This is a genomic window from Microbacterium sp. A8/3-1 (assembly GCF_040267695.1).
Classification (GTDB): domain Bacteria; phylum Actinomycetota; class Actinomycetes; order Actinomycetales; family Microbacteriaceae; genus Microbacterium; species Microbacterium luteolum.
On record NZ_CP158357.1, the window covers coordinates 144,352 to 165,105 of the forward strand.

A 20,754-nucleotide genomic window follows, 5' to 3' on the forward strand; every position below is an offset into this window, starting at 1 on the left:
TGGTTCTCGTTACCCTTCCCGACTAGGCGGAATCGCCCTCTGAGCCCTGTCTGCCGGTCTAGCCTGGGGGCATGCACGATCACGCACCCGCCGCCGGCGGCATCCGCTCCGCGAGCAGCAGACGCCTCCTGGCGATCTCGCTGTCGCTCACGGCCACCGTCATGATCGTGCAGGTCATCGGGGCGATCCTCACCGGTTCCCTCGCCCTGCTGGCTGACGCGGCCCACATGTTCACCGACGCCTCGGCGCTCGTGATCGCGCTCATCGCGGCATCCGTCGCGGCCCGTCCGGCCGACGACCGTCGCACGTTCGGCTATCAGCGCGCCGAGGTCTTCGGCGCGCTGATCAACGCCGTGATCCTCATCGCGCTGGCCGCCTGGGTCGCCGTCGAGGGCATCGGGCGCCTCATCGATCCGAGCGAGGTCGAGGTCGCCGGCGGGCTCATGCTCGTCGTCGCCGTCGTGGGTCTCATCGCCAACGCGATCTCGATGTGGCTGCTGAGCCGCGCGCAGCGCACGAGCATCAACGTGCGCGGCGCCTACCTCGAGGTGATGGGCGACCTGATCGGATCGGCGGCGGTCATCGTCGCGGCGGTCATCATCCTGACAACGGGATGGATGCCGGCGGATGCCATCGCCTCACTGTTCATCGCAGCGATGATCATCCCGCGGGCGATCGCGCTGCTGCGCGAGGTCTTCTCGGTGCTGGCCGAATCCGCGCCGAAGGGCACTGCGGTGAGCGAGATCCGCACGCACCTGCTCGGCTACGAGGGCGTGACGGGTGTGCACGACGTGCACGTCTGGCAGCTCACTCGCGGCGCGCCCGTCTTCTCTGCGCATGTCAGCGTCGATCCGGCTCTGCTCGCCGACGGACGCTCGGCGAAGCTGCTGTCGGAGATGCAGGCCTGCCTCGCCGATCATTTCGACGTGGAGCACTCGACGTTCCAGATCGAGCCGGCCGAGCAGTCCGACTGCGAGCCGCACCACGCCTGACGGTCAGGGCTCGACGACGATCTCGTCCGGTGTCTTGTCGGGCCGCAGGCCTCGCCAGCGCGCGTGCCGGAGCACGCCATCCGGCGTCCAGTTCGCGAACTCGACCTCCCCGACGAGCTCCGGACGCACCCACAGTGCGTCCGAGGCGTCGAGTGCAGGCACGCCGTCGAGCGGGGCGGAGGGCACCCGGAGCGGTTCGAGGCGGGCGAGCAGATCGCGGAGGATGCGCTCGGTGAACCCCGTGCCGACGCGTCCGACGTAGCGCAGCTCACGAGCAGGCGAGGGGCCGGGCACCGCGAGCAGCAGGGAGCCGAGAGTGCTCTCCCTGTCGCCCTTGCCGGGGCGGATGCCGACGATCACGGACTCCTGCATGCGGGTGTGCTTGAGTTTGAGCCACGCGGGCGAGCGCAGGCCCGGCCGATAGCGGGACGCGGGGTCCTTCGCGACGACGCCCTCGAGCCCGAACTGCTCACTCGCCGCGAGGGCGGCGTCGACGTCGTCGAACACCGGAGGCACCTGGACGGGCGCATCCAGGTCGGCGACGAGGTCCTCCAGCAGGGTGCGGCGCTGGTGCAGCGGCATCGACGTCAGGTCGTGCCCGTCCAGGCCCAGCAGGTCGAAGAGCATGTACACGATCGGGGTGCGCACCACCTCCCGCTCGATCTCCCGCGGCCGGGTCAGGTGCATGCGGTTCTGCAGCAGCGAGAAGCTCGGGCGCCCGTGCGCGTCGAAAGCGACGATCTCGCCGTCGACCACGGCGTCCGAGGCGGGGAGGAACGGGGCGCCGTCCGCGGTGAGCTCGGGGTAGCGCGCGGTGATGTCGGTGCCGCGGCGCGCGTGCAGCAGCATCCGTCCGTCCGTCCAGGTGCCCATGGCGCGGATGCCGTCCCACTTGACCTCGACCCAGGACGGGTCGCTCAGGGCGCGGGCGAGCGCCGGGGTGCCGTTCTCGGCGAGCATGGGCGCGACGGTGGCGGCGGTCGTGCCCGAAACCGGTGCCGCGGTGATCCGCGGATGGCGGCCGGCGCGGTGCGCGGGAGGTGTGGGAGCCGCCGCGACGGCAGCCGTGGGGACGGAGGATGCCACGTCTTCCGGTCGCAACGTCGCCAGCGGGTCCATGCCGGCTGCGGCGCGGGCGAGCACCTCGTCGAGGTCGAGCTGTGCCAGGTCGGGGTCGTCGAGCTCCTCCCAGGTGCGGGGGGCGGCGACCCACGGCTGTGCGCGACCGCGGAGTGAGTAGGGCGAGATGGTCGTCTTCTTGCCGTTGTTCTGGCTCCAGTCGAGGAAGACCTTGCCGCCGCGCACCGCCTTCGACATGACGCTCGTGGCGAGGTCGGGGTGGTCGTTCTCGATGAGCCGCGCGAGCTCCTTCACCACAGCGGAGATCTCATGACTGGTCTGCTCGCCGGGAAGGGCGGCGTACAGGTGAATGCCCTTGCTGCCGCTCGTGACGGGCAGCGGGTCGAGCCCCATGTCGGAGAGGATGCCGCGGGCGATGCGAGCGACCTCGGCGCACTGCGCGAGACCCACGCCCGGACCCGGGTCGAGGTCGAGCACGAGCCGGTCGGGGCGTCCGGGGAGGCCATCGGGGGCGAAGCGCCACTGCGGAACGTGCAACTCGATCGCGGCGACCTGCGCGAGCCACACCAGGGTCGGCACGTCGTCGACGAGCGGATACTCCTTCGGCCCGTCGGAGTGCTGGATCGCCTGGCGCGGGATCCACTCCGGGGCTCCCGGCTCGAGCTGCTTCGTGAAGAACGCGTCGGCCGGAGCATCCGCCGTTCCGACGCCCTCCACCCAGCGCTTGCGGGTGACCGGACGGCCGTCGAGAAGAGGCAGCAGCAGGGGAGCGATGGCGGAGTAGTAGGCGATGACCTCGCCCTTGGTGGTGCCGGTCTCGGGGTAGACGACCTTGTCGAGATTCGTGATCCGCAGGCGGCGGCCGTCGACCTGCACGACCTGCGCTTCTCCGACCATGGAGCAAGCGTAGTCAGCCGCCGTCGTCAAGGGCTGGCCGTGACGGGTGTGGCTGGTGTTCACTGGGGGAATGAGGACGATCTGGAAGGGCGCGTTGACGTTCGGGCTCGTGAACGTGCCGGTGAAGGTGTATTCGGCGACCGAGGACCACGACGTGCCGCTGCATCAGGTGCACGAGAAGGACGGCGGGCGCATCCGCTACCAGCGCACGTGCGAGGTGTGCGGTGAGACGGTCGCCTACGCCGACATCGACAAGGCCTACGTCGAGGAGGGGCAGACGGTCGTGCTCACCAAGGACGATCTCGCCGCGCTGCCGGCGGAGAAGAGCCGCGAGATCGACGTCGTCGAGTTCGTGCCCTCCGATCAGGTCGATCTGCTGACGCTCGACAAGCCGTACTACCTGGAGCCCGACTCCAAGTCCTCCAAGGCCTACGTGCTGTTGCGCAAGACGCTCGAGCAGACCGACCGCACCGCGATCGTGCGCTTCACGCTGCGACAGAAGACGCGGCTCGCAGCCCTGCGGGTGCGCGGCAAGGTGCTCGTGCTGCAGACGCTGCTCTGGGCCGACGAGGTGCGCGAGGCCGAGTTCCCCTCGCTCGACGAAGACGTGCGGATCTCGAAGAAGGAGCTCGAGATGTCGGCCGCCCTGGTCGACAGCTACTCGGCCGACTTCGAACCCGAAGCCTTCGTCGACGAGTACCAGAAGGAGCTGCGCACCCTCATCGACGCGAAGATCGAGGCCGGCGAGAGCTTCGAGATCGCCGACACCTTCGGCGAAGCGGAGGCCGAGGGCAAGGGCGGCGAGGTCATCGACCTCATGGAGGCGCTGCGCGAGAGTGTCGCGCGATCCAAGGAGAAGCGCGCGAGCGAGAAGCCTGCGAAGGCGAAGAAGCCGGCGAAGAAGACCGGCTGATCCGCCCTGCGGCGAGTCTCAGTGCTTGCCGTCGCCGTCCAGGTCGGGAGCCCGATCGAACACCTCGGGGTCGAGGCTCAGTGCTTCGGCCTCTCCGGCATCCGTCGTGACGTCTCCGCCCGCCGCCGCGGCCTTCTTGGCCTTGTGACGCTCGGAGAAGTAGTGGTAGATCGTCACCAGGGCCGTACCACCGACCGCAGCGAGCAGGATCAGGTCGATGTAGTTCTCGACGAAGACCGCGACCGGCGGGATGAATCCGATCAGGTAGCCGAACATCGTCAGCCCGAAGCCCCAGAGGATCGCACCGATGAGGTTGTAGAGGGTGTACTTGCGCCAGGGCATGTGACCGACCCCGGCAGCGACCGGCGCGAACGTGCGCACGATCGGCACGAAGCGGGCGAGGATCACGGTGATACCGCCGAAGCGCTCGAAGAACGCGTTGGTGCGCTCGACGTTCTTCTTGCTGAAGAGACCGGATTCCTTGCGCTCGAAGATGGCGGGCCCGCCCTTGTGGCCGATCACGTAGCCGACCTCTCCGCCGACGAAGGCCGCGAGACCGATCAGCAGGGCCACGACCCAGACGTTGATGCCGAAGACACCGTGCTCCGACCCGGCGACCGGGTGCGAGAGCAGACCGGCGATGACCAGGAGGGTGTCGCCGGGCAGCAGGAAGCCCACCAGCAGACCGGTCTCGGCGAAGACGATGAAGCAGACCACCAGAAGTGCCCAGACGCCGGCCTTGTCGATGATCATCGCGGGGTCGAGCCAGGGAATGAGGGCGTTGGGTGCGTGCAGCATGGTTTCGAGCACTGGGAGTCCCGTCGGTCGTGATTGGTCGGCGGTGTAACGGTGAGGATGCAGAAGCAGCCGTCGTGCGGAAGGTGGGACTTGAACCCACACGCCCTAGGGCACAGGAACCTAAATCCTGCGTGTCTGCCAATTTCACCACTCCCGCGCGGTGCATTCAGTCTACTGATGGGAGAAACACAGATTCTGGGGATCAGCCCGCAGTTCCGGGCAGGTTCGGCGGTGCATCGGGGCCGGTCTCGTCGACGTCGACGAGCCAGCCGACTCGGGATCGCCGCGGTCGGTCGGCCGAGCCCTCTTCGAACTCACCGCGCCGTGCGCGCTCCGGGTCGATCGGCAGCCGCACGCCGGGGACCGTCTGAAGTCGCGTCGTGTCGGGAACAGGCTCGAACGTCACCGACTCGTGCACGCGTCCCGGCCCCGACGAGACCTGGATCTTCCGCTCCACGACCTCGTGCGTCACCTCCTGCACCGCGGCGACCGTGCCGCGCACGCGGTCCGCGTACTCGTGTTCGTGATGCGATTCCAGAGCGTCCACGGACGATGCCCGTTCGGTGCCGAGCGTGTCGACCAGGAGTGCGGCCTCCCGCGACCGGATGCCGAAGTTGACCTCGTCTCCGACCGCGAACGGTTCACCGCAGCAGGCCCACTCCCATGGCGTCAGCCACACACGCGTCATGCAGCGAGACTAACGCCGATCGGTCGGATCGTCCCGCGGCCTCTTCGAGTCAAGCCAACGGGCCGGAGCCGGGGATGAGCGGCTCCTCGGGGTTCGGGGCCAGCGGCTCCTCCGGGTGCGGGGCGAGCGGCTCCTGCGGGGTCGGGGCCAGCGGTTCGTTCGGGTGGGTCGGCGACGGCTCGTCGGGGAACGCGGGCGACGGCTGCGAGGGCGAGGGCACGGCGGGTCCAGGAGGGGTCTGTCCAGGATCGGTCGGGCCGGGGCCGGTGGGCTGCTCGCCGGGCACGGAGGGCACGGAGGGGACGGGCGGGCCGGGAACGGGGGAGGAGTCGGTCATGGTGGTTCCTTTCGCTGATGTGATGCTCACGTTCCGGTCAGTCCACCACCGGGCGTCGATGCGGTCTGCACCCTTGCGCTTCGCGGAGCGATGTGCGGGTCTCGGATCGCTCTGTGGATAACTTCCGAAGCGCCCGCGCGATTCTTGGCATGATGCCGGGGTGAGTCATCCGTCTGCCCTCGTCACCGAACGCGTGCGAGCGCGGTTGCGGGCCAAAGGAGTCGATCCGTCGGTGGATCCGGATGCGGCTCGGCGCATCGCCCAGTCCGAGGTGCGACGTCACGACGACCACGCGCTGGCGCGCGGCGAGGCCTTGATCGACGACGAGGTCGCGTGCGTGCGCGACGTACTCGCCGCGGTGAGCGGGATCGGACCGCTGCAGCCGTTCCTGGACGATCCCGACATCGAGGAGATCTGGGTGAACGGCGACGGCAACGTGCACGTCGCGCGCGGCGGAGTGGCGGAGCGCACCGGACTGCGGCTCGCCGATGAGACGGTGCGGGACCTGGTGGAGCGGATGCTGCAGCCCACGGGACGCCGGGTGGACATCAGCCAGCCCTTCGTCGATGCCTCTCTGCCCGACGGATCGCGTCTGCACGTGGCCATCGCCGACGTCGTGCGGGGGTCCTGGGCGGTGAACACGGGCAATAACTATGCGAGCCGCAGCGCCGATGTCACCACGAAAGGTACCCATCAAGCGATAGGCTCGCGATCATGATGAGGATCAACCTCGGCCGTCTCGCGATCACATGTGCGCTCGGCGCCGTCATCGCCTGCAGTGTCACGGGTTGCGCCTCTGCCTCCCTGGAATCCGCCGCCGAGGACTGCGGTGGCGAAAAGGCCGGCTTGATCGCCGATGAAACCGGCATGGTTGTCGAAATCAGTTCTGGCACCGATGGTCTCGTCTGCGTTCTTCCAAAGATCTTTGGGGATCAGGCAGAACAGTACGCGGTGGCCATGATCGCAGATGAGGGTGTGGGCGCGACCGGCACCATCGACGAGCGAGACATCAAGGTGGTCACCGTAGGAGGCGGCACAGTCGTCTTCATCGAGGCGAAGTAAAGTCGCTCGCCAGACATGCCCATGAAAACGCGGGCTCAGGCGCTCCGAGACCTCGGCCTCGTCGTTGCCGAATGGCGGGAACTGACGAGCAAGCTCACTCCGCGGGAGGCCGCCGAACGGGCCTGGCGACCTGATCATCCAATGACGGTGGACGAGCTCACCCGCCACATCGAGTCCCTCAGGATCTGCAACCCGGACACCTCCGAGTAGTAGCCCTCAGGTCCGTCGCTCGACGCGATCGGCGCGGACGCGAGCACGCCGTGACGCCTGCTCCCTCACGCGGCGGGCCGTCACCGGATCGGTGGCGATTCCCGCCTGAGATGCTGCCGCGCGGGCCAAGAGCACGACGTATCTGACCGGCGTGATGCCGAGCTCGCGGCGGATCCGTTCCTCTTTCGTCGGCGTGTGGTGAGGGTTCGCGGCTTCGAAGGCGAGGAGGTCGGCAGGCGTCACAGGTTCGATCCTGCCGCGGACCACCGACATTGGAGGGCGTGGCGCGAAGCCATACCCCTCGGATAGATTCTGCTCATGAGTAACCCTGAACCGGGCTGGTACCCAGCGCCTCACGCCAACAACGAGCAGCGCTACTGGGACGGAGCCCAGTGGATCGAGCCGGCTCCACTGGCTTCCGCGCCGCAGAAGTCGAAGCGCGGATGGATCATCGCTGGCTCCGTCGTTGCGGGACTCATAGTCATCGGCGCGGTCGGAGGCGCGCTCGGCAGCGCGGGAACCCGAGTGACAGCGGACCCCAAGGTCACGGTGACGCCCTACATCCCGCCTGAGACTCCGGCTCCCCCGGTGGAGGAAGAGCCGGAGGAACCTGTCGAGGAGCCGGCGGCGCCCCTGGTGGTGCGTCAGGACTTCTCCGGATCGGGTGACATGGTGCTCGATGTCAGCATCACTGAGGTGGCGATCGTCACATTCACGTGTGGGGACTGCAGCCGGAACACGGTGCTCAAGTCGAACGGAGCCGAATCGCTGATCGTGAACGAAATCGGCGCATACTCCGGCTCGCATCTCGTCAACATCAACGAAGGGTCGATGATCACGCAGCTGATTATCGAGTCGACCGGCAACTGGTCGCTGACCGTCGATGATGTGAGCACTGCCCCGAAGATCGACAAGGCCGCATCCGGCTCCGGTTCGAGCGTGGTTATCTTCACCGGCACGTTCGACTCCGCGGCGATCACCAATGACGGCGCCAGCAACTTCGTTGTTCTGGCCTATGGCGCCGACAACTGGTCGCCACTCATCGTGAACGAGATCGGGGCGTACTCGGGTACCGTGCAGATGTCGGCGCCGGCTGTCGTGCAGATCGAGTCCACGGGGAACTGGCTGATCGACGGGAACTGACGACTTCGCTCGGCGTCGTAGGATTGTGCTCTCGGCCGGAGGAAGGACATCCGGCCATGCACTCTCGAGGCCTCTCCCCCGACACGCTCCTCAGCGTCCGCCTCGGTGCGATCTGCTCGAGGAACTGCTACACGACCGACCCGGCACCGGTGGTCTCCGAGCTCCTCGCCACGGCAGGCGACCGGCACGACATCCTCGCGGAGGCGGTCGGGTCATGGGTGGGGTACTACGAAGACGCCTACACGCGCATCCTCAGCACAGCGTTGCGCGAGCTCCCGGGCTTGGAGCCGTGGATCGCGCTCGGCCAGTACCGCCGAGCGATGCCCGACCCGAGCACGCGCGGCTACGCGAAACCGCCGGGAGTGCGCTGACCGGGAACGACGAAAGACCCCCACCCTCCCGGAGGAGAGTGGGGGTCTGTGCGTCAGCCAGGCGGCCAGATGGGTGGTGAGAGCGGGCGCGGCCTGACGGCCGGCGCCGTCGCGCGGTGCTCGGTGACTGTGAACACCATGCGGGACGGCGGGCGGGTGACGACCCCGACCGCGGATGAGATGAGCGCGGGAAGCACCGACTCGATCCTGCCGTCCTCGACCGGCGCAGCGGCAGTCCCGCTCAGCGCAGTGGTGAGCGCAGGAAGGGTGCTCGCCGCCTCGCCGGACACGACCGGGACCGTCACCGTCCCAGCGAGTGCCGTGACCAGCGGGGGAAGCGCCGACGACGCGGCACCCGAGAACACCGGGACTGCGGCGGTGCCCGCTGCCGCCTGCGAGACGCCCGGGAGCACGGATGTCGCCGCTCCGGTGAAGACAGGCACGCCGATCACGCCCGATGCCGCGCTGGTGATCGCCGGCAGGGTCTGAGCGACCGTGCCCGTCACCGGAGACGCGTCGACCATCTGCTCGACGACGAACGGCGCGCGTTGCGTCTGGTAGCCGAGGGGCGAGTTGTGCGTGGCGTCCTCTGCGGACCACAGCGGAGAGTTGGCGTCCCCACTGTCAGCGGCGCGGATGCGGGCGTTCCAGTCCGCGAAGACCGCGTTGCCGCGCGCCGCGAGCTTCGCCTGGATGAGGCCGTTCACACGGATGTCGTCGGCGGATGCCGAGCCCTTCGACGTGAGCCCGATCCAGGTGACCTTCGGGCCTGAGCCGATGGCCGACAGAATCGTGTCGATGTCGGCGTTCACAGTGGCATCGGACTGCGGGCGGTCGTTCGTGCCGAGCGCGACGATCCAGTGATCGATCGTCGTCAGCACGTTCTTCGCGTCCTGGATGTTCTGCGCCGACGTCTTGCCGGTGAGATCCGCGACCGCGATCCTCTTGCCGCCGACGCCCCACACGGACACGTCGCGGGGCCGGATGCCCTGGGTCAGCATCTCCTGGCGGAGGTACTCGAGCATGCGTGCTGTGTTCGAGTCGCCGATGATGCCGTACCGCGGCGTCGACAGCGCGTCCGGCACCTCGGGATCAGGCAGCCATGTCGCGTCGTCCGTCACGAGCAGGTGCGCCACCCGATAGGTGGGGACGATCGGCGATGACGCCGCCTGCCCCTGCCGCCAGTTGTCCACCAGTCCGAACGTCGACGCGCCGACGATCTCCGCGCCGATCAGCGAACCGCCACGTCGAGCGTTGTAGATCCGCACGGCCACGGCCGAGGCGCTCGCGACGATCTTCACCAGCACCCACGTGTTCACGGGGATCGCCGATGTCGTACCTGTCGCCGTGTTCGACGGATTGTCGATGATGAGCGTCCCCGTCGACGAGAGACGGATCCGCCATGCCGACGTTCCGCCCGACGTCAGCGGAGCGACGATCGGAACCGAGCTCGACGGGTAGCTCGTGAGCTTCAACGCGAAGCGCACAGACAGAGTCGCGGGAGATCCCAGCGGGGATCTCCCGAAGAACGTCTGCGATCCGATCGGCGAGTACACCACGCAAGGCTCGCCGTCCTCGACCCCGTACACGGCCAGCGGAGTGAACGCTGTCGGCTCGGTGCCGAACTCAGTGTCGGCGTCGCCGTACCCCGCCCACCGGAACAGATCAGTCATCACGCCTCCTTAGCCTGCAGGCTGCGTGACCGTCCACGACGTGACGTTGATCGCACCACCAGCGATGACCGCGACCTTGTCCAGGATCATCTCGCCGCCGTCGCCCGCGAGGCTGCACGCCCCGTCGATGACTGCCGCGCCCGTCGAATCGAAGCCGCGGAACCAGCCAGCCGTGCCCGTGGCATCGGCGGCCGTGTCCCCGGTGATCGGGTTCGCTGTCGCGACGCCGTTGACTGCATCGGCGAACGCCGGATCGGAGAGCGTCAGCGTTCCGAGCAGCGTGCCCGTGGCCGCGGTGCCGACGGACGCGGGCTGGGCGCCCGTGCGGATCTGCACGGTGCCCGGCCCGGGCCCGCCATCGAGGAGGTCGACGACACCGTTCGCGGAGCCGGAGCGCGCGGCGTTCGAGAGCCGCGTCACCATGCGCCGGCCTCCCCACGGAGATCGCGGCGGAGCGTGCCGGGCGGGAGAGCCTCAGCTTCGATGACCTGCTGACTGCCGTTGGCGAAGATCGCGATGGCGGAGGACAGCACTGTGAGGCCGAGGGAGAGGCCGGTCACGATCTGAGTGTTCACGGCGTCGTCGTAGAAGCCGAGCAGCACGAGCGACGGCGAGACCACGGTGCCGAGCGTGTAGAGCGTGGCACGGACGATCGCCCAGCCCTGCGTTGCCCAGTCGGCGACTCGGACGTTGAGCAGATTCAGCAGCGACGCGATCGCGCCGAGAACGGCGCCGGAGATGATGAGCACCTGCTCCCAGGTGCCGTCCGTGCCATAGCCGAACATGATGGCGAGCGGGGCGAGCGTGACCAGGAACGCCTGGATCAGCTGCCGCCGCGCGGGGGTGAAGAAACGCGCGAATGCGTTCATGGTGTGGGTTCTCCTTCGATGGGTGTGGGCAGGCAGACGATCGCCTGCTGCGGGATGTAGAGACCGACCTCCGAATCGGAGACGGAGATCCAGACGACCTTCGATGTGAAGCCGTCCGGACAGGTGGGGCCCGGAGCGCCCTGTGCGCCGGGCGGACCGGGCTCGCCCTGCGAGCCTTGGACGCCCTGCGGACCCTGCGGCCCGGTAGCGCCAGTCGGTCCCACAGGTCCCGCCGGGCCAGCGACGCCAGCAGATCCAGGCAGACCGACCGGACCCGGCTCACCGTCGTCACCGGACGTGCCGCGGTCACCACGCGGGCCCTGCGGCCCCTGAGCACCGGGCGTGCCCTCTACGACCTCGCCGGGAGCATCGCCGTCCGGGGTGACCCCCTCCTGCAGCAGCTGCTCGTAGAGACGTTGAGCGTTCTCCTGCGACGCCTGCAGGTCGGCGTACATGTTCTGGTTCTCGGCGCGCAGCTGCGCGTTGCTGATCGACACGAGAACGATGGCTCCGGCGATCATGAAGACGATCGCCGCGCCCAGGATCTTGTAGCCGACCGTCCATGCCTTGGCGGAGATGTTCACGGGGTACCTCCCACGAGCTGTTGCAGACCTGCCGTGACGGTCCAGAGGATGATGCCGCTGATGACGGTCCCGACGATGCCGAACCCGGCGAGACCGATCGCGAACAGCTGCTGCGCTTTCGCCTTGCGTTGCTCCTCAGCGATGCGCCCCGCGTCACGGACACGCTCTGCATCTGCCAGCTCGAGCTCCCGGAGTCGCGCGTCCTGACGGTCGTCACGTTCTTTCTGGTTCGCCTGAACCTGGGACAGCATCGCTTGGGTGACCATCTGCGCCGCGAGGTTGTCGAGCCGCCCGTTGGTCTCCGCCCGCATCGTTGCGATGTCGGTTCGGAGGATGTTGAACAGCGACGGCGGCAGTTCCTCAGCCATCAGCCGTCGGTGCCGGTGAGTGCAGCCTTCACGCCAGCCTTGATCATCGCCTCGAGGCGAGCGAAGTCCTCGTCGGACAGGGCGCCGCGCTCGATCGTGACCTTCGGGCAGAGGATGCCGAAGAGCGCGAGCTTGTTCTTGTAGAGCTGCCCGCCGTCTGCGCGGGGGAACCAGTCGTCGTTCACCGAGCCCATGTACGCGGAGACGATGTCCGCGTCGGCCTGGGTGTGCACGGCGAAGATCGTCCCCTTGGCCCAGTTGAGCCAGCACCAGGACGTGACGCCGTCGACATTCGCGGCCATCGAATCGGGTTTCATGTCGTCCTCCTCGGACTGATTGGGTGCTGCAGTTGCGGATCCGCCGGCGGCGCCGATGGTTCCGAGTTCGCCCCAGAACGTCCAGTGCCACCACTCGCCGAAGCCGAGACCTTCGCAGGTGATGCCGTAATTGGGTGCGAGTTCCTGGGCGCGGCGGTGCGCCGCGGTGTTCGAGTTGTACGGCCACGCGAGGTCGTTCGCCCGCCGCTTCTCGTGGTTGCTCGTGTCCGGCACGCCGACCGCGTCCGGGTGGATGCGGTACCACTTCTGCCCCTGCCACCAGGCGGTGCCGTATACCTTCCGGCCACCGGGGTTCAGAGTCATCCGGTCGTACCAGATGGCCAGCTGATCCTGCTTCTCGCGGTCGCCGTCGACGACCTTCATCGCCGGGAGGCCCTCGGCCACCAGCGCGTCGGAGAGGGCGCCGAAGGCGTCGCGGGTGCCGGAGGCGTGGTTGTAGGCGTCCCCGGCGTAGTTGAGTGTGCTCATCAGTAGGACTCGATCCAGAGTTCTTGCCCGTCGGTTCCGAAGGCGATGCCGGAGGACACGAACAGGGCTGCGGTCACGGGGTTCGCGGTCGTGGTGACGAACTCTGTGTCGGCGCCGGGAACCGAGACGACGTTGCCGCTCCCGGCCTGATGTGCACGACTGGTGATCGTGCGGTCGGACGCAGAGGAGGTGACGTCGGAGAGGTTGTTCCGCATCTGCATCGTGTAGACGACGCCGCCTGCGGGCGTGTTGTACATCGCCACGCGGGCGCAGCGGACGCGGACGCGCTGTCCGATCGGCAGGGGGATCGTCTTGGCGACGGATCCGAGGATCGTCCCGGCCACACCGGATGTCGTCGACCCGGCCATGTAGGCGAGGCGCTGCCCGGGCGCGACGTACCAGCCGAGTGTCGGCGTCGCGCGTCGCACCCAGAGCAGGTCGGAGTCGAGGGTACGTGCCGTCTCGCCGACCGGCGCCGCCCATGCGTCGAGCTCGGTGCGGTTCCGCATCAGCACCGTGGAACCGGCCGTGGCCGTGAACTGGTGCGTCTGGGTGATGACGACCGATGCCGTGGTCGTGGTCGTCGACAGGATCGTCGCGACTGCGAGTTCCGTGGCCCCCGCGGGAATCGAGGGCTTCGTCGGGATGCCGGCGGCGACACCCTGTGTGACGCCGAAGACGGGCGTGTTCGTCGCGTCGGTGTTCGCGGTGAACTGTGCTCGGAACCAGATCACGTCGAGGCGGCTGTTCGCGGGAGGGGCGGCAGTGGTCGGAACGACGGCCACCGCATCGTTGGCCTGCAGTTCGACGCCGACGCCCGTGCGGGAGCTGATGCCCTTGAACGGGGCGACGTCGTATCCCATCGACGCGCGACCGGTGACGAGCGCCGCGCCTGTCGCGACCACGCCGGTCGGGAAGATGCCGACTCGCGGGGTGCCGTCGGCGTTCTTCGTGATGAGGCCCGCGAGGAGCAGGCGCTCGGCGTCGACAGGGAGGCCGGTGGGGTCTGCGGTGGGACGGGTCTTGATCAGTGCCATGTCAGTCTCCAAGGGCGCGCTGAGGGAGCACCAGCAGGTGCAAAGGGTGGGTGAGGGTCAGGCAGGCTGGAGGACGTCGACGACGATGCTCGGCCCGCTCATCTGGAGGGTGCCGCCGCTCCACGAGCCGGGGCCCTCGGTGGAGTACATGTGGCCGTTGACGAGGACGCCCTGCAGGGTGTGTTCCCCGGCGGGCAGGTCGCGGACAACCGTGAGAGACAGGGTTTGAAACGCGCCAACCTGGCGGTATGCCGCCGCCCCGGTGCCGCCACCGGAGCTCACGCTGTTCTGCGCCATCTCCGGCCACGCGGACGGCACGCCGTCCACGAGGAGGCGTGTCTGGATCACTCCAAGCACGTCCGTTGTGGCGCTCGTAGCGGCCAGTTGCACGTTGGACAGCACCGTGAAGACGGTCTTGACCACGCGTGCACGGTCCAGGTGAATCGTCACGATCGGGCCGAACGGGGTCGACGGCAACGGCATGTCCGCTTCCGTCCATGTCTGCTCGTCCACACCTACCGCCGAGAACGTGCCTCGCCCGGCGAGGTCCTCCAGCACGCGACGCCGTTGCGTCCCGGACGGGCCGGTCAGGTCCCCCACGCTCTTGCGCACTGCAGAGATCTCCGCGACCATCTGCGCGGCGGCGCCCTCGGGGGGTGGCGTCGGGTCAGCCATCGTAGACCTCCCCGCAGGTGATCGTTACCCAGTCGGACAGGTCGACGCCCAGCGCGGCGATGCGGCGCTGGTAGGTGCCAGGACCGATGTAGCCGCCTGAGATCTTCGAGTCCTTCGTGATGATGACGTCGATGAGATCGCCCGAGTTGTACTCGTTCAGGAACGGCAGCCGGTCGCGGCGGACCTTGAAGGACCAGAACTCCCACGGCCGCTTGGCGGTGCGATTCGTCTCGGCGTTCCACGCGTCAAGCGTGGACTCGAAGACGGTGTTCGACGATGCGTCGGACTCGAGCTCGAGGAGCGGGTAGCCGTGGTCGATGAGGGTCGGGTCGTACAGGGACCGGATGAGCGTGGTGTCGTTCGCACGGCCGCCTTCTCCCCAGACAAGCGACCCCATGCGCATCGGGTTCGAGCGGACCTTGAGGCCTGCACCCTGACCGATCTCCCAGGCGAAGACGTCGGGGGACTGGAGGCGCGGTTGTGCTTCGCTGCCGGAGTCGAATCGCCACTGGAAAGCGTCGGGGCCGTTGCGTTCCAGCTGGAACCGGAAGTCGGGCCCATTCTCGACCCCGGACAGGTCGGACAGCGCGGCGTCGACTTTCTTCCGCTCGACGGCGACGTACGTCCGCTCGCGCGAACCGGCGCGATCGGCGGGGAACACGATCGGGAGATCGCTGCCGCCCGGCCATGCGCACGCCTGCTCAACGAGCTTCTTCCCGATCGTGCCGAAGTCGAACCCGGTCAGGACGGTGTCGAGCGAGGTGTCCGGGAGTCCCGTCGGAAGGGTCAGCGACTGCGTGAGGGCGGCCGGTGGGAGGATGTTGCGCCCCGCCAGGAGGATCCGAAACCCGCGCGCGACGAAATCCAGACGGCCCCGGTCGTCGTCGAAGTCGTGGGGGAGGATCGGGCCGCCGTAAACACGTCCGCCCGTCTCCACCGCGATCGAGTGCTTCCACGGGGTCGCGAGGCTGCGCCAGTTCCGCGCAGCCTGCCCCTTCGCGTTCAGGTCGATCGTGGTGTTCACGGTCTCGGCGGTGTTCGCTGGCGCCGTCACCTTCAACTCGGCGGGGTCGATTTCGTCGACGGTCGCGCCGCCCCGGGTCTCGAAGATCGAGACCCGGACGGGCCGAGCGTCTACCACCATGCGGGAAACACCTGCCCTTCGAGCGATGCGGTCGGGGAATCTGGAACGTCGCGGTAGGCGATCGACGCTGACGCATCGGGGGTCCCGGCCCAGGCGAAGGATCGGTCCCCAGATGGGGGGAACGATCCGTCGAAGTACGGAACTGCGGTCGCGGTCTTCGAGGCCAGTGCGGTGCGCGCGAAGACGCGTGCGCCTGAGACGATGCCGTTGCCGTAGAGAATCGTCCTCACACCGGTGGCGGCCGCTGTCAGGGCGGCCGTGTTGTCGGCCGCGAGGGTGATCGTCGTCCCGGGTTGGATCAGTGTCGGCGCCGAAGAGCCGATGACCGTGTTCATCCCGTACGCGTAGGTGCGCAGTTGCACCGCGGCAGCCGGGAACCCTGCAGGGACCGTGAGTTCCATCGATCCGGACCAGCGGTCGTCGGTCACTGCCGGCAGGTCGAAGGTCTGGAAGAAGATCGGCGCCGAGGTCGACGTCGTGACATCGACCTGCCCACCGTTCACCGTCGGCACGAGGGTGGCGGCGGCGCCCGTCGTGGTCCAGCCCGTGATGGAGTTCATCAGCCGCGGGTTCGGGTTCCAGTTCCGACCGATCTCTTCTCGGTACCCGGGAGTGACGATCACGCCGGTCGCGTCCAGCTGGTAGGTGCGGGATGCGCCGGGCGGGATCATCTCCCACTCGCGGAACTGGAGCCAGCGAGACACGGAAGACTGCCCGTCGATGACGGCGGTGCTGTCCTCCGTGTCGATGACGACCGTCGATCCGACGGGCACTTGCCGGTTCAGACCGATGCGCGCACCCGTCTCGATGCACGTGATCATCGCGCTGTCGAAGCCGCCCGTGAGCGTGAACGTGGGGGCGCTGGGCGCCTTCCCGGTGTTCGTGAGGGTGATGCGCCCCGAGGAGCCGCCTGCGGGCCACACCAGAGGCCACACCTCGGGGAAGACGAGGCCCGGCCCGGGCTGTGCCGGGCCGGTGGACGCAGTCTGCGGCTCCACGGCGTAGCGGCGTGAATCGGCGGCGACGAGGCCAACCATCATGTCGCCCGTGTATCGACGGTCCGGGTCGTTGTCGGGGATGCTGTCGACGGTGACCGTGCGGCGGGTGACGCTGAGGTCATCCTCGACGGTGATGACGATCGGCCCTTCGGCGCCGAACGACGAGAGCTCGTTGACCGCTTCCTCGACCTCGGTGGTCGTGCCGTCACGGTAGCCGACCTCGAACGAGATGCCGCGGGAGGAGCGCAGCGAGCGCGCCGACGCGAAAGCGCCGTGCGCCTGCGGGCGCTCCTCCATGCGGACCTTGTCCGACGTCTGCCCGTGCCAGCCCCGCAGGTTGAAGAAGTACCAGCCGTGGTCGGTGACCGCCGGGAACACGATCTGGCGGGCACCGTCGGTGAGCGTGATGGCGTTCATGCGGAAGCGAACCCCAATCCGAGCTCACGCCCGATGTAGTGAGCAGCGAGCTCTGGGTCGGAAGTCGGGACGACGATGTCGACCTTGTCGATGTGCGTCGTGTTGCCGCGCCCACGCGTGGCGACGCCTCCGCCTCCGGAGACGAGTCCGTCGGCGGCCTCGAGAGCGCTGGCGGGGATGTACCGGCCGCCGAAGATGTCCGCGGTCTGCGTCATCAGTTGCTCGGCCCGCTCGCGCTTCGAGAGCGCGTGCGGCAGGTACGTTTCGCCGCCGGTCTCTTCCTCAGCCCACACCCGGTACTCACCGGCACGCGCGATCTGCGCGACGTGGTTCTCCGACGGGTAGATGTTCCCGCTCGCGTTGAACGTCACACCCGGAATGACTGCGCCGTTCGCGTACGCCGAGACGATCTTCCCGCCAACGTTGAACGACTGATTGCCCGTCTCCGCGTCGACGAACACGCGCACTCGACGCCCGTTGTTCAGCGTGACGAACTGGTCGACCTTCTGCTGAGCGGCGGCTGTCTCCGCGAGGATCGCGATCTCCTTCTCGGACGGGATCTTGTAGATCGAGTCGGCGAGGGCGAGTGCAGCATCCTCAGACGCGCCCATGGCGATCGCCGAGTCGATGATTCGCTGACGGCCGTCCACGAGTCGGGCGAGGTAGGCATCCGTGTTGCCGTCCAGGTCCAGTTGAGCCTGCGCGGCGTCCTGGGAGTCCTTCGCCATCTGCACGAGCATGTTCGAGTTGTCGATCCCGGCCTGCGTGGTGAGGTCGAGACCGCTACCGAACCCCTCGACACCCGCCTGGATATTGGCGATCTGCTCCGACACCTCGATGAGGGACTGCTGGTAGTCCGCGTTCGCGGTCACCGCGTCCTGGCCGATGCCGTTGGCTTCGTTGATCGTGTCGATCAGGGTGGAGAGCTTCGAGTTCAGATCCTCGACCGTGTCGGCTTCTTCGATGTACGCGTCGGCCGCGGACTGGGACGCGACGGTGCCCTCGTTGGTCGCCTCCTCCTTCTGCCGTGCGACCTCGGTCGCGACGTCCAGCACGCCGATCTGGCCCTCGACCGACTGCTTCAGCAGTTCCGCCGCTCGGGACGCCCGGACGTCGGCGTCGGTCTGGTTGACGAGCGCCTTGGTGCCACGATCGAGACCTGACTCGATGGCAGCACCCACCTCTTCGAGCGCGTCGGCCTTGCCGGCGATCGCGTCGGCGACCGTCGAGACCTTCAGCCCGAGCTCCTCGGCGGCGTCCGCGGCCGATCCCTGCGACATCCACAGGATCGACTGCTCGGCGGTGAGGTTCTCGGCGATGAGCTCGCGGGTCGCCTTGGTGACCTTCTGCGTCCCGGCCTCGAGGGTGTCGGCGTAGGACTCCGCCATCTGCCGCGCCTCGGCCTGAGCCGCGACAAGCAGCCCGACGACGGTGATGATGCCAGTGAGCGCGAGGCCCGCAGCGCCTCCGATGATCGCCGTGCGGCCCATGCTCATGTTCGTCTGGTCGAGCGCGAGCTTCAGTTCGAGGAACTTCGCACGAGCACCGACCGCACCGCCCGCGAACAGCAGGACTGCCGCGGTCGCGACACCGAGGATGAGAGCCGTGGCCTGGATCGGCTGGGGGGCTTCGCCGTACATGTCGATGAGCTCGGTGACGACCTGCGTCATTCCACGCAGGACGTCGTTCGCGGCAGAACCGGTGCGGATGAGGGCCGTGTCGAAGGCCCCGCCGAGCTTCTCGATGTCGCCGGCCAGGTTGTCCTGGCGGATCCGCGCCTGCTCGGCGGCATACCCGGAGTCGTCGACCGCGCCGGTCCACTCGTCCACGGCCGCTGCGCCGCCCTCATACAGGAGGGTTGCGGCGTTGAGAGACTCGTTGCCGAAGATGCGGCCGAGGGCACCCAGTCGCTCCTGCTCCGTCAGCCCGCCGAGGCGGGTGCGCAGCTGCTCGGCGATGCCCGCCATCGACAGCATGTTGCCGTTCGCGTCGAACATGCTGATGTTGTACTTCTGCATCTCCTTGTCAGCCGCAGCCGACGGGGACTGGAGCGAGGCGAGGACGCCGCGCAGCGACGTGCCCGCTTTCTCACCGATGATGCCCTGGGTCGCGAAGTATGCGATCGTGCCGGCCGTCTCGTCGAGCGAGAGCCCGACCGAGCCCGCGAGGGGTCCGACGTAGGACAGAGCGAGCGCGAGGTCGTCAACCGACCCCTGCGCCTTGCCTGCGCCCGCGGCGAGCACATCCGAGACGTGCGCGGCCTCCTCCGCCGGGATCCGGAACTGAGTCAGCGTGGTCGCCATGATCTCGGCCGACCGGGCCACCTGCAGCTGGCCCGCCGCGGCGAGAGCCAGAGCCCCGTTCAGCGAGCCGCCGATGATCTGCGAGACGCTCTGACCGGCCTTGGCGAGCTCCTCCTGGGCGGCGGCGGCCTCGGAGGCGCTGTACGCGGTATCGGCTCCGGCGTCGAGGGCGGCCTCGCCGAGGGCGCGCTGCTCTCCCGCAGTCGCCATGGTGGCAGCGCGCACGTTCGACATCGCCGAGTCGAACTCTGTGGACTTCGCCACCGAGAGCGCGACCATGGCAGCGACGGCCGTGCCGGCGATGAGGAGTGTCGCGGAGAGCTTCCGCGCGGCCTCGATCTGCTGCTCGGTCGACTGGCGCTGCTGGTCCTGCTTCTTCGACGCCTGCTCAGACTCGTCGCCCGTCTTCTTCGTCGACTTCGCCTGCTCGTCGAGCGGCGCCTTGGACTCCTTCGCCTTCTTGCCCGTGGCGTCGGTGGACGTGCCGAGCTTGTCGACCTGACCGGCCGCCGTCTGAGCGGCCTCCCCGGTCTCTTTGACCGCCTTCTTCGCGTCAGACTGATCCTTCGCGAAGATCTGCTGCCCGAGCGTCTGGAGCTTGAAGACCAGGCTCCCGGCGTCGAATGCGGTCATCGTGCACCGCCTTCCGCAGCCAGCTGCCATTGATGTCGAGGAGTCGTTCGACGGCGCCGCGAACGAAATGCCAGGGGTGCGTGTCGAGCGCGCGGTCGAGGTCGAGGATCAGGTGATGCTGGGCGAGGTCGAGCTCGATATCGCCGAAGAGCTCCGGGAACGCGAGCGCCCACAGATCCTTCGACGAGATCGACGTCTCGGACGGCGCCGCACCGGTCGCCGCGGCGACCTGCTGCGACCGCGCCTCCCGCCACCCAGGCGGGTACGCGTACTCCGGGTAGACGCCGTTCTCGTCGGGCTTGCCTAGTCCGAATTCGGCGATGTCCGCGGGGCCAAGCGACCCAACCGGGCGGTCAGCGCCGACGATGCTTTTAGGGTGCCGGCGAGACCCTCACCGCCTTGGATGTAGGCCTTCACGCCGTCCATCCCGAGGATCGTCTGCCAGAAGAAGGCGGGCATGATGATGAGCTCGGACTCTTCCTGAGAGAGCTCCATGCCAATGCGGCTGAAGTTCGTCTGCTCGGCTTCGGGGCGCGGCACCCAGCGGTCGCCGTCGAGGACAGCGCCGTCGACGGCCATCTGCAGCGCGGCCAGAAGGTCTCCGGTCTGCCCGGAGAGCGTGCTGAGGTATGTGTCGGTGATCTGGCGGCCGGCGTGCCCCGGCAGGGGGCGGATCACGAACGGATCCACCCCCTGCATGGTGAGCACGAGGTTGCGGGCGTCTTTCGTTGCTTCGATCATCAGGATCCCTGCATC

24 protein-coding genes and 1 tRNA gene are annotated in these 20,754 nt (G+C 68.2%); 7 read left to right on the forward strand and 18 right to left on the reverse strand.

Annotated elements, in window-relative coordinates; translation table 11 throughout:
• The first annotated feature begins 71 nt into the window (after positions 1-71).
• The gene (locus ABS642_RS00630) at positions 72-992 is read left to right on the forward strand and encodes a cation diffusion facilitator family transporter (RefSeq protein ID WP_350351855.1); all 921 of its coding nucleotides are present in this window, start codon (positions 72-74) and stop codon (positions 990-992) included.
• A gap of 3 nt (positions 993-995) precedes the next feature.
• Here the strand turns inward: ABS642_RS00630 and ligD are convergent, their stop codons facing one another.
• On the reverse strand, positions 996-2,969 hold the full coding sequence (gene ligD / locus ABS642_RS00635) for a non-homologous end-joining DNA ligase (RefSeq protein WP_350351856.1): 1,974 nt from the start codon (positions 2,967-2,969) through the stop codon (positions 996-998).
• Between the two features lie 70 nt (positions 2,970-3,039).
• On the opposite strand from ligD, the gene ABS642_RS00640 reads away from it, so the two are divergent.
• The gene (locus ABS642_RS00640) at positions 3,040-3,882 is read left to right on the forward strand and encodes a Ku protein (RefSeq protein WP_350351857.1); all 843 of its coding nucleotides are present in this window, start codon (positions 3,040-3,042) and stop codon (positions 3,880-3,882) included.
• Positions 3,883-3,900: 18 nt separating this feature from the next.
• Here the strand turns inward: ABS642_RS00640 and ABS642_RS00645 are convergent, their stop codons facing one another.
• The 4 genes from ABS642_RS00645 to ABS642_RS00660 form a co-directional block, all read right to left on the reverse strand.
• Positions 3,901-4,680 carry a VTT domain-containing protein gene (locus ABS642_RS00645; protein ID WP_282216655.1) on the reverse strand — a complete coding sequence of 260 codons (780 nt, stop codon included), beginning with the start codon at positions 4,678-4,680 and terminating at the stop codon, positions 3,901-3,903.
• Between the two features lie 75 nt (positions 4,681-4,755).
• A tRNA-Leu gene (locus ABS642_RS00650) sits at positions 4,756-4,837 on the reverse strand.
• Positions 4,838-4,882: 45 nt separating this feature from the next.
• Entirely contained in the window at positions 4,883-5,368 is a 486-nt protein-coding gene (locus ABS642_RS00655) for a DUF6578 domain-containing protein (RefSeq protein ID WP_350351858.1), read from the reverse strand.
• A 49-nt stretch (positions 5,369-5,417) separates the two neighbouring features.
• Positions 5,418-5,705: a hypothetical protein gene (locus tag ABS642_RS00660; RefSeq protein WP_350351859.1), complete on the reverse strand. Its 288-nt coding sequence runs from the start codon at positions 5,703-5,705 to the stop codon at positions 5,418-5,420.
• A gap of 160 nt (positions 5,706-5,865) precedes the next feature.
• Here ABS642_RS00660 and ABS642_RS00665 point away from each other — a divergent pair, with 160 nt between their 5' ends.
• Entirely contained in the window at positions 5,866-6,423 is a 558-nt protein-coding gene (locus ABS642_RS00665; RefSeq protein ID WP_350351860.1) for a hypothetical protein, read from the forward strand.
• A complete protein-coding gene (locus ABS642_RS00670) occupies positions 6,420-6,767 on the forward strand; it encodes a hypothetical protein (protein WP_350351861.1) in 348 nt (115 codons plus the stop codon). The genes ABS642_RS00665 and ABS642_RS00670 overlap by 4 nt, the downstream gene beginning before the upstream one ends.
• 216 nt (positions 6,768-6,983) lie before the next feature.
• Here the strand turns inward: ABS642_RS00670 and ABS642_RS00675 are convergent, their stop codons facing one another.
• A complete protein-coding gene (locus ABS642_RS00675; protein ID WP_350351862.1) occupies positions 6,984-7,220 on the reverse strand; it encodes a DUF3263 domain-containing protein in 237 nt (78 codons plus the stop codon).
• Positions 7,221-7,295: 75 nt separating this feature from the next.
• Here ABS642_RS00675 and ABS642_RS00680 point away from each other — a divergent pair, with 75 nt between their 5' ends.
• Complete coding sequence (locus ABS642_RS00680) at positions 7,296-8,120, forward strand: DUF2510 domain-containing protein (RefSeq protein ID WP_350351863.1); 825 nt, start codon at positions 7,296-7,298, stop codon at positions 8,118-8,120.
• 56 nt (positions 8,121-8,176) lie between these two features.
• On the forward strand, positions 8,177-8,491 hold the full coding sequence (locus ABS642_RS00685) for a hypothetical protein (RefSeq protein ID WP_350351864.1): 315 nt from the start codon (positions 8,177-8,179) through the stop codon (positions 8,489-8,491).
• 53 nt (positions 8,492-8,544) lie between these two features.
• On the opposite strand, the gene ABS642_RS00690 is transcribed toward ABS642_RS00685, so the two are convergent.
• The 11 genes from ABS642_RS00690 to ABS642_RS00740 are packed head-to-tail and all read right to left on the reverse strand — an operon-like array spanning position 8,545 to position 19,998.
• The gene (locus ABS642_RS00690; protein WP_350351865.1) at positions 8,545-10,164 is read right to left on the reverse strand and encodes a hypothetical protein; all 1,620 of its coding nucleotides are present in this window, start codon (positions 10,162-10,164) and stop codon (positions 8,545-8,547) included.
• Between the two features lie 9 nt (positions 10,165-10,173).
• Complete coding sequence (locus ABS642_RS00695) at positions 10,174-10,587, reverse strand: hypothetical protein (protein WP_350351866.1); 414 nt, start codon at positions 10,585-10,587, stop codon at positions 10,174-10,176.
• On the reverse strand, positions 10,581-11,033 hold the full coding sequence (locus ABS642_RS00700) for a hypothetical protein (RefSeq protein WP_350351867.1): 453 nt from the start codon (positions 11,031-11,033) through the stop codon (positions 10,581-10,583). The genes ABS642_RS00695 and ABS642_RS00700 overlap by 7 nt, the downstream gene beginning before the upstream one ends.
• Complete coding sequence (locus ABS642_RS00705; RefSeq protein ID WP_350351868.1) at positions 11,030-11,617, reverse strand: hypothetical protein; 588 nt, start codon at positions 11,615-11,617, stop codon at positions 11,030-11,032. The genes ABS642_RS00700 and ABS642_RS00705 overlap by 4 nt, the downstream gene beginning before the upstream one ends.
• Entirely contained in the window at positions 11,614-11,985 is a 372-nt protein-coding gene (locus tag ABS642_RS00710) for a hypothetical protein (protein WP_350351869.1), read from the reverse strand. Before ABS642_RS00710 ends, ABS642_RS00705 begins: the two co-directional genes overlap by 4 nt.
• Entirely contained in the window at positions 11,985-12,791 is an 807-nt protein-coding gene (locus ABS642_RS00715; RefSeq protein WP_350351870.1) for a hypothetical protein, read from the reverse strand. Before ABS642_RS00715 ends, ABS642_RS00710 begins: the two co-directional genes overlap by 1 nt.
• Complete coding sequence (locus ABS642_RS00720; protein WP_350351871.1) at positions 12,791-13,828, reverse strand: hypothetical protein; 1,038 nt, start codon at positions 13,826-13,828, stop codon at positions 12,791-12,793. Before ABS642_RS00720 ends, ABS642_RS00715 begins: the two co-directional genes overlap by 1 nt.
• 57 nt (positions 13,829-13,885) lie before the next feature.
• On the reverse strand, positions 13,886-14,503 hold the full coding sequence (locus tag ABS642_RS00725) for a hypothetical protein (protein WP_350351872.1): 618 nt from the start codon (positions 14,501-14,503) through the stop codon (positions 13,886-13,888).
• On the reverse strand, positions 14,496-15,647 hold the full coding sequence (locus ABS642_RS00730) for a hypothetical protein (protein WP_350351873.1): 1,152 nt from the start codon (positions 15,645-15,647) through the stop codon (positions 14,496-14,498). The genes ABS642_RS00725 and ABS642_RS00730 overlap by 8 nt, the downstream gene beginning before the upstream one ends.
• Entirely contained in the window at positions 15,638-17,062 is a 1,425-nt protein-coding gene (locus tag ABS642_RS00735; RefSeq protein ID WP_350351874.1) for a hypothetical protein, read from the reverse strand. The genes ABS642_RS00730 and ABS642_RS00735 overlap by 10 nt, the downstream gene beginning before the upstream one ends.
• On the reverse strand, positions 17,059-19,998 hold the full coding sequence (locus tag ABS642_RS00740) for a phage tail tape measure protein (RefSeq protein WP_350351875.1): 2,940 nt from the start codon (positions 19,996-19,998) through the stop codon (positions 17,059-17,061). The genes ABS642_RS00735 and ABS642_RS00740 overlap by 4 nt, the downstream gene beginning before the upstream one ends.
• Position 19,999: 1 nt before the next feature.
• On the opposite strand from ABS642_RS00740, the gene ABS642_RS00745 reads away from it, so the two are divergent.
• Positions 20,000-20,305, forward strand: coding sequence for a hypothetical protein (locus ABS642_RS00745; protein WP_350351876.1), 306 nt, complete (start codon positions 20,000-20,002; stop codon positions 20,303-20,305).
• On the opposite strand, the gene ABS642_RS00750 is transcribed toward ABS642_RS00745, so the two are convergent.
• Positions 20,302-20,739 (reverse strand): hypothetical protein, encoded by a 438-nt coding sequence (locus ABS642_RS00750; RefSeq protein WP_350351877.1) that lies wholly within the window; start codon positions 20,737-20,739, stop codon positions 20,302-20,304. The genes ABS642_RS00745 and ABS642_RS00750 overlap by 4 nt on opposite strands.
• Positions 20,740-20,754 lie beyond the last annotated feature (15 nt).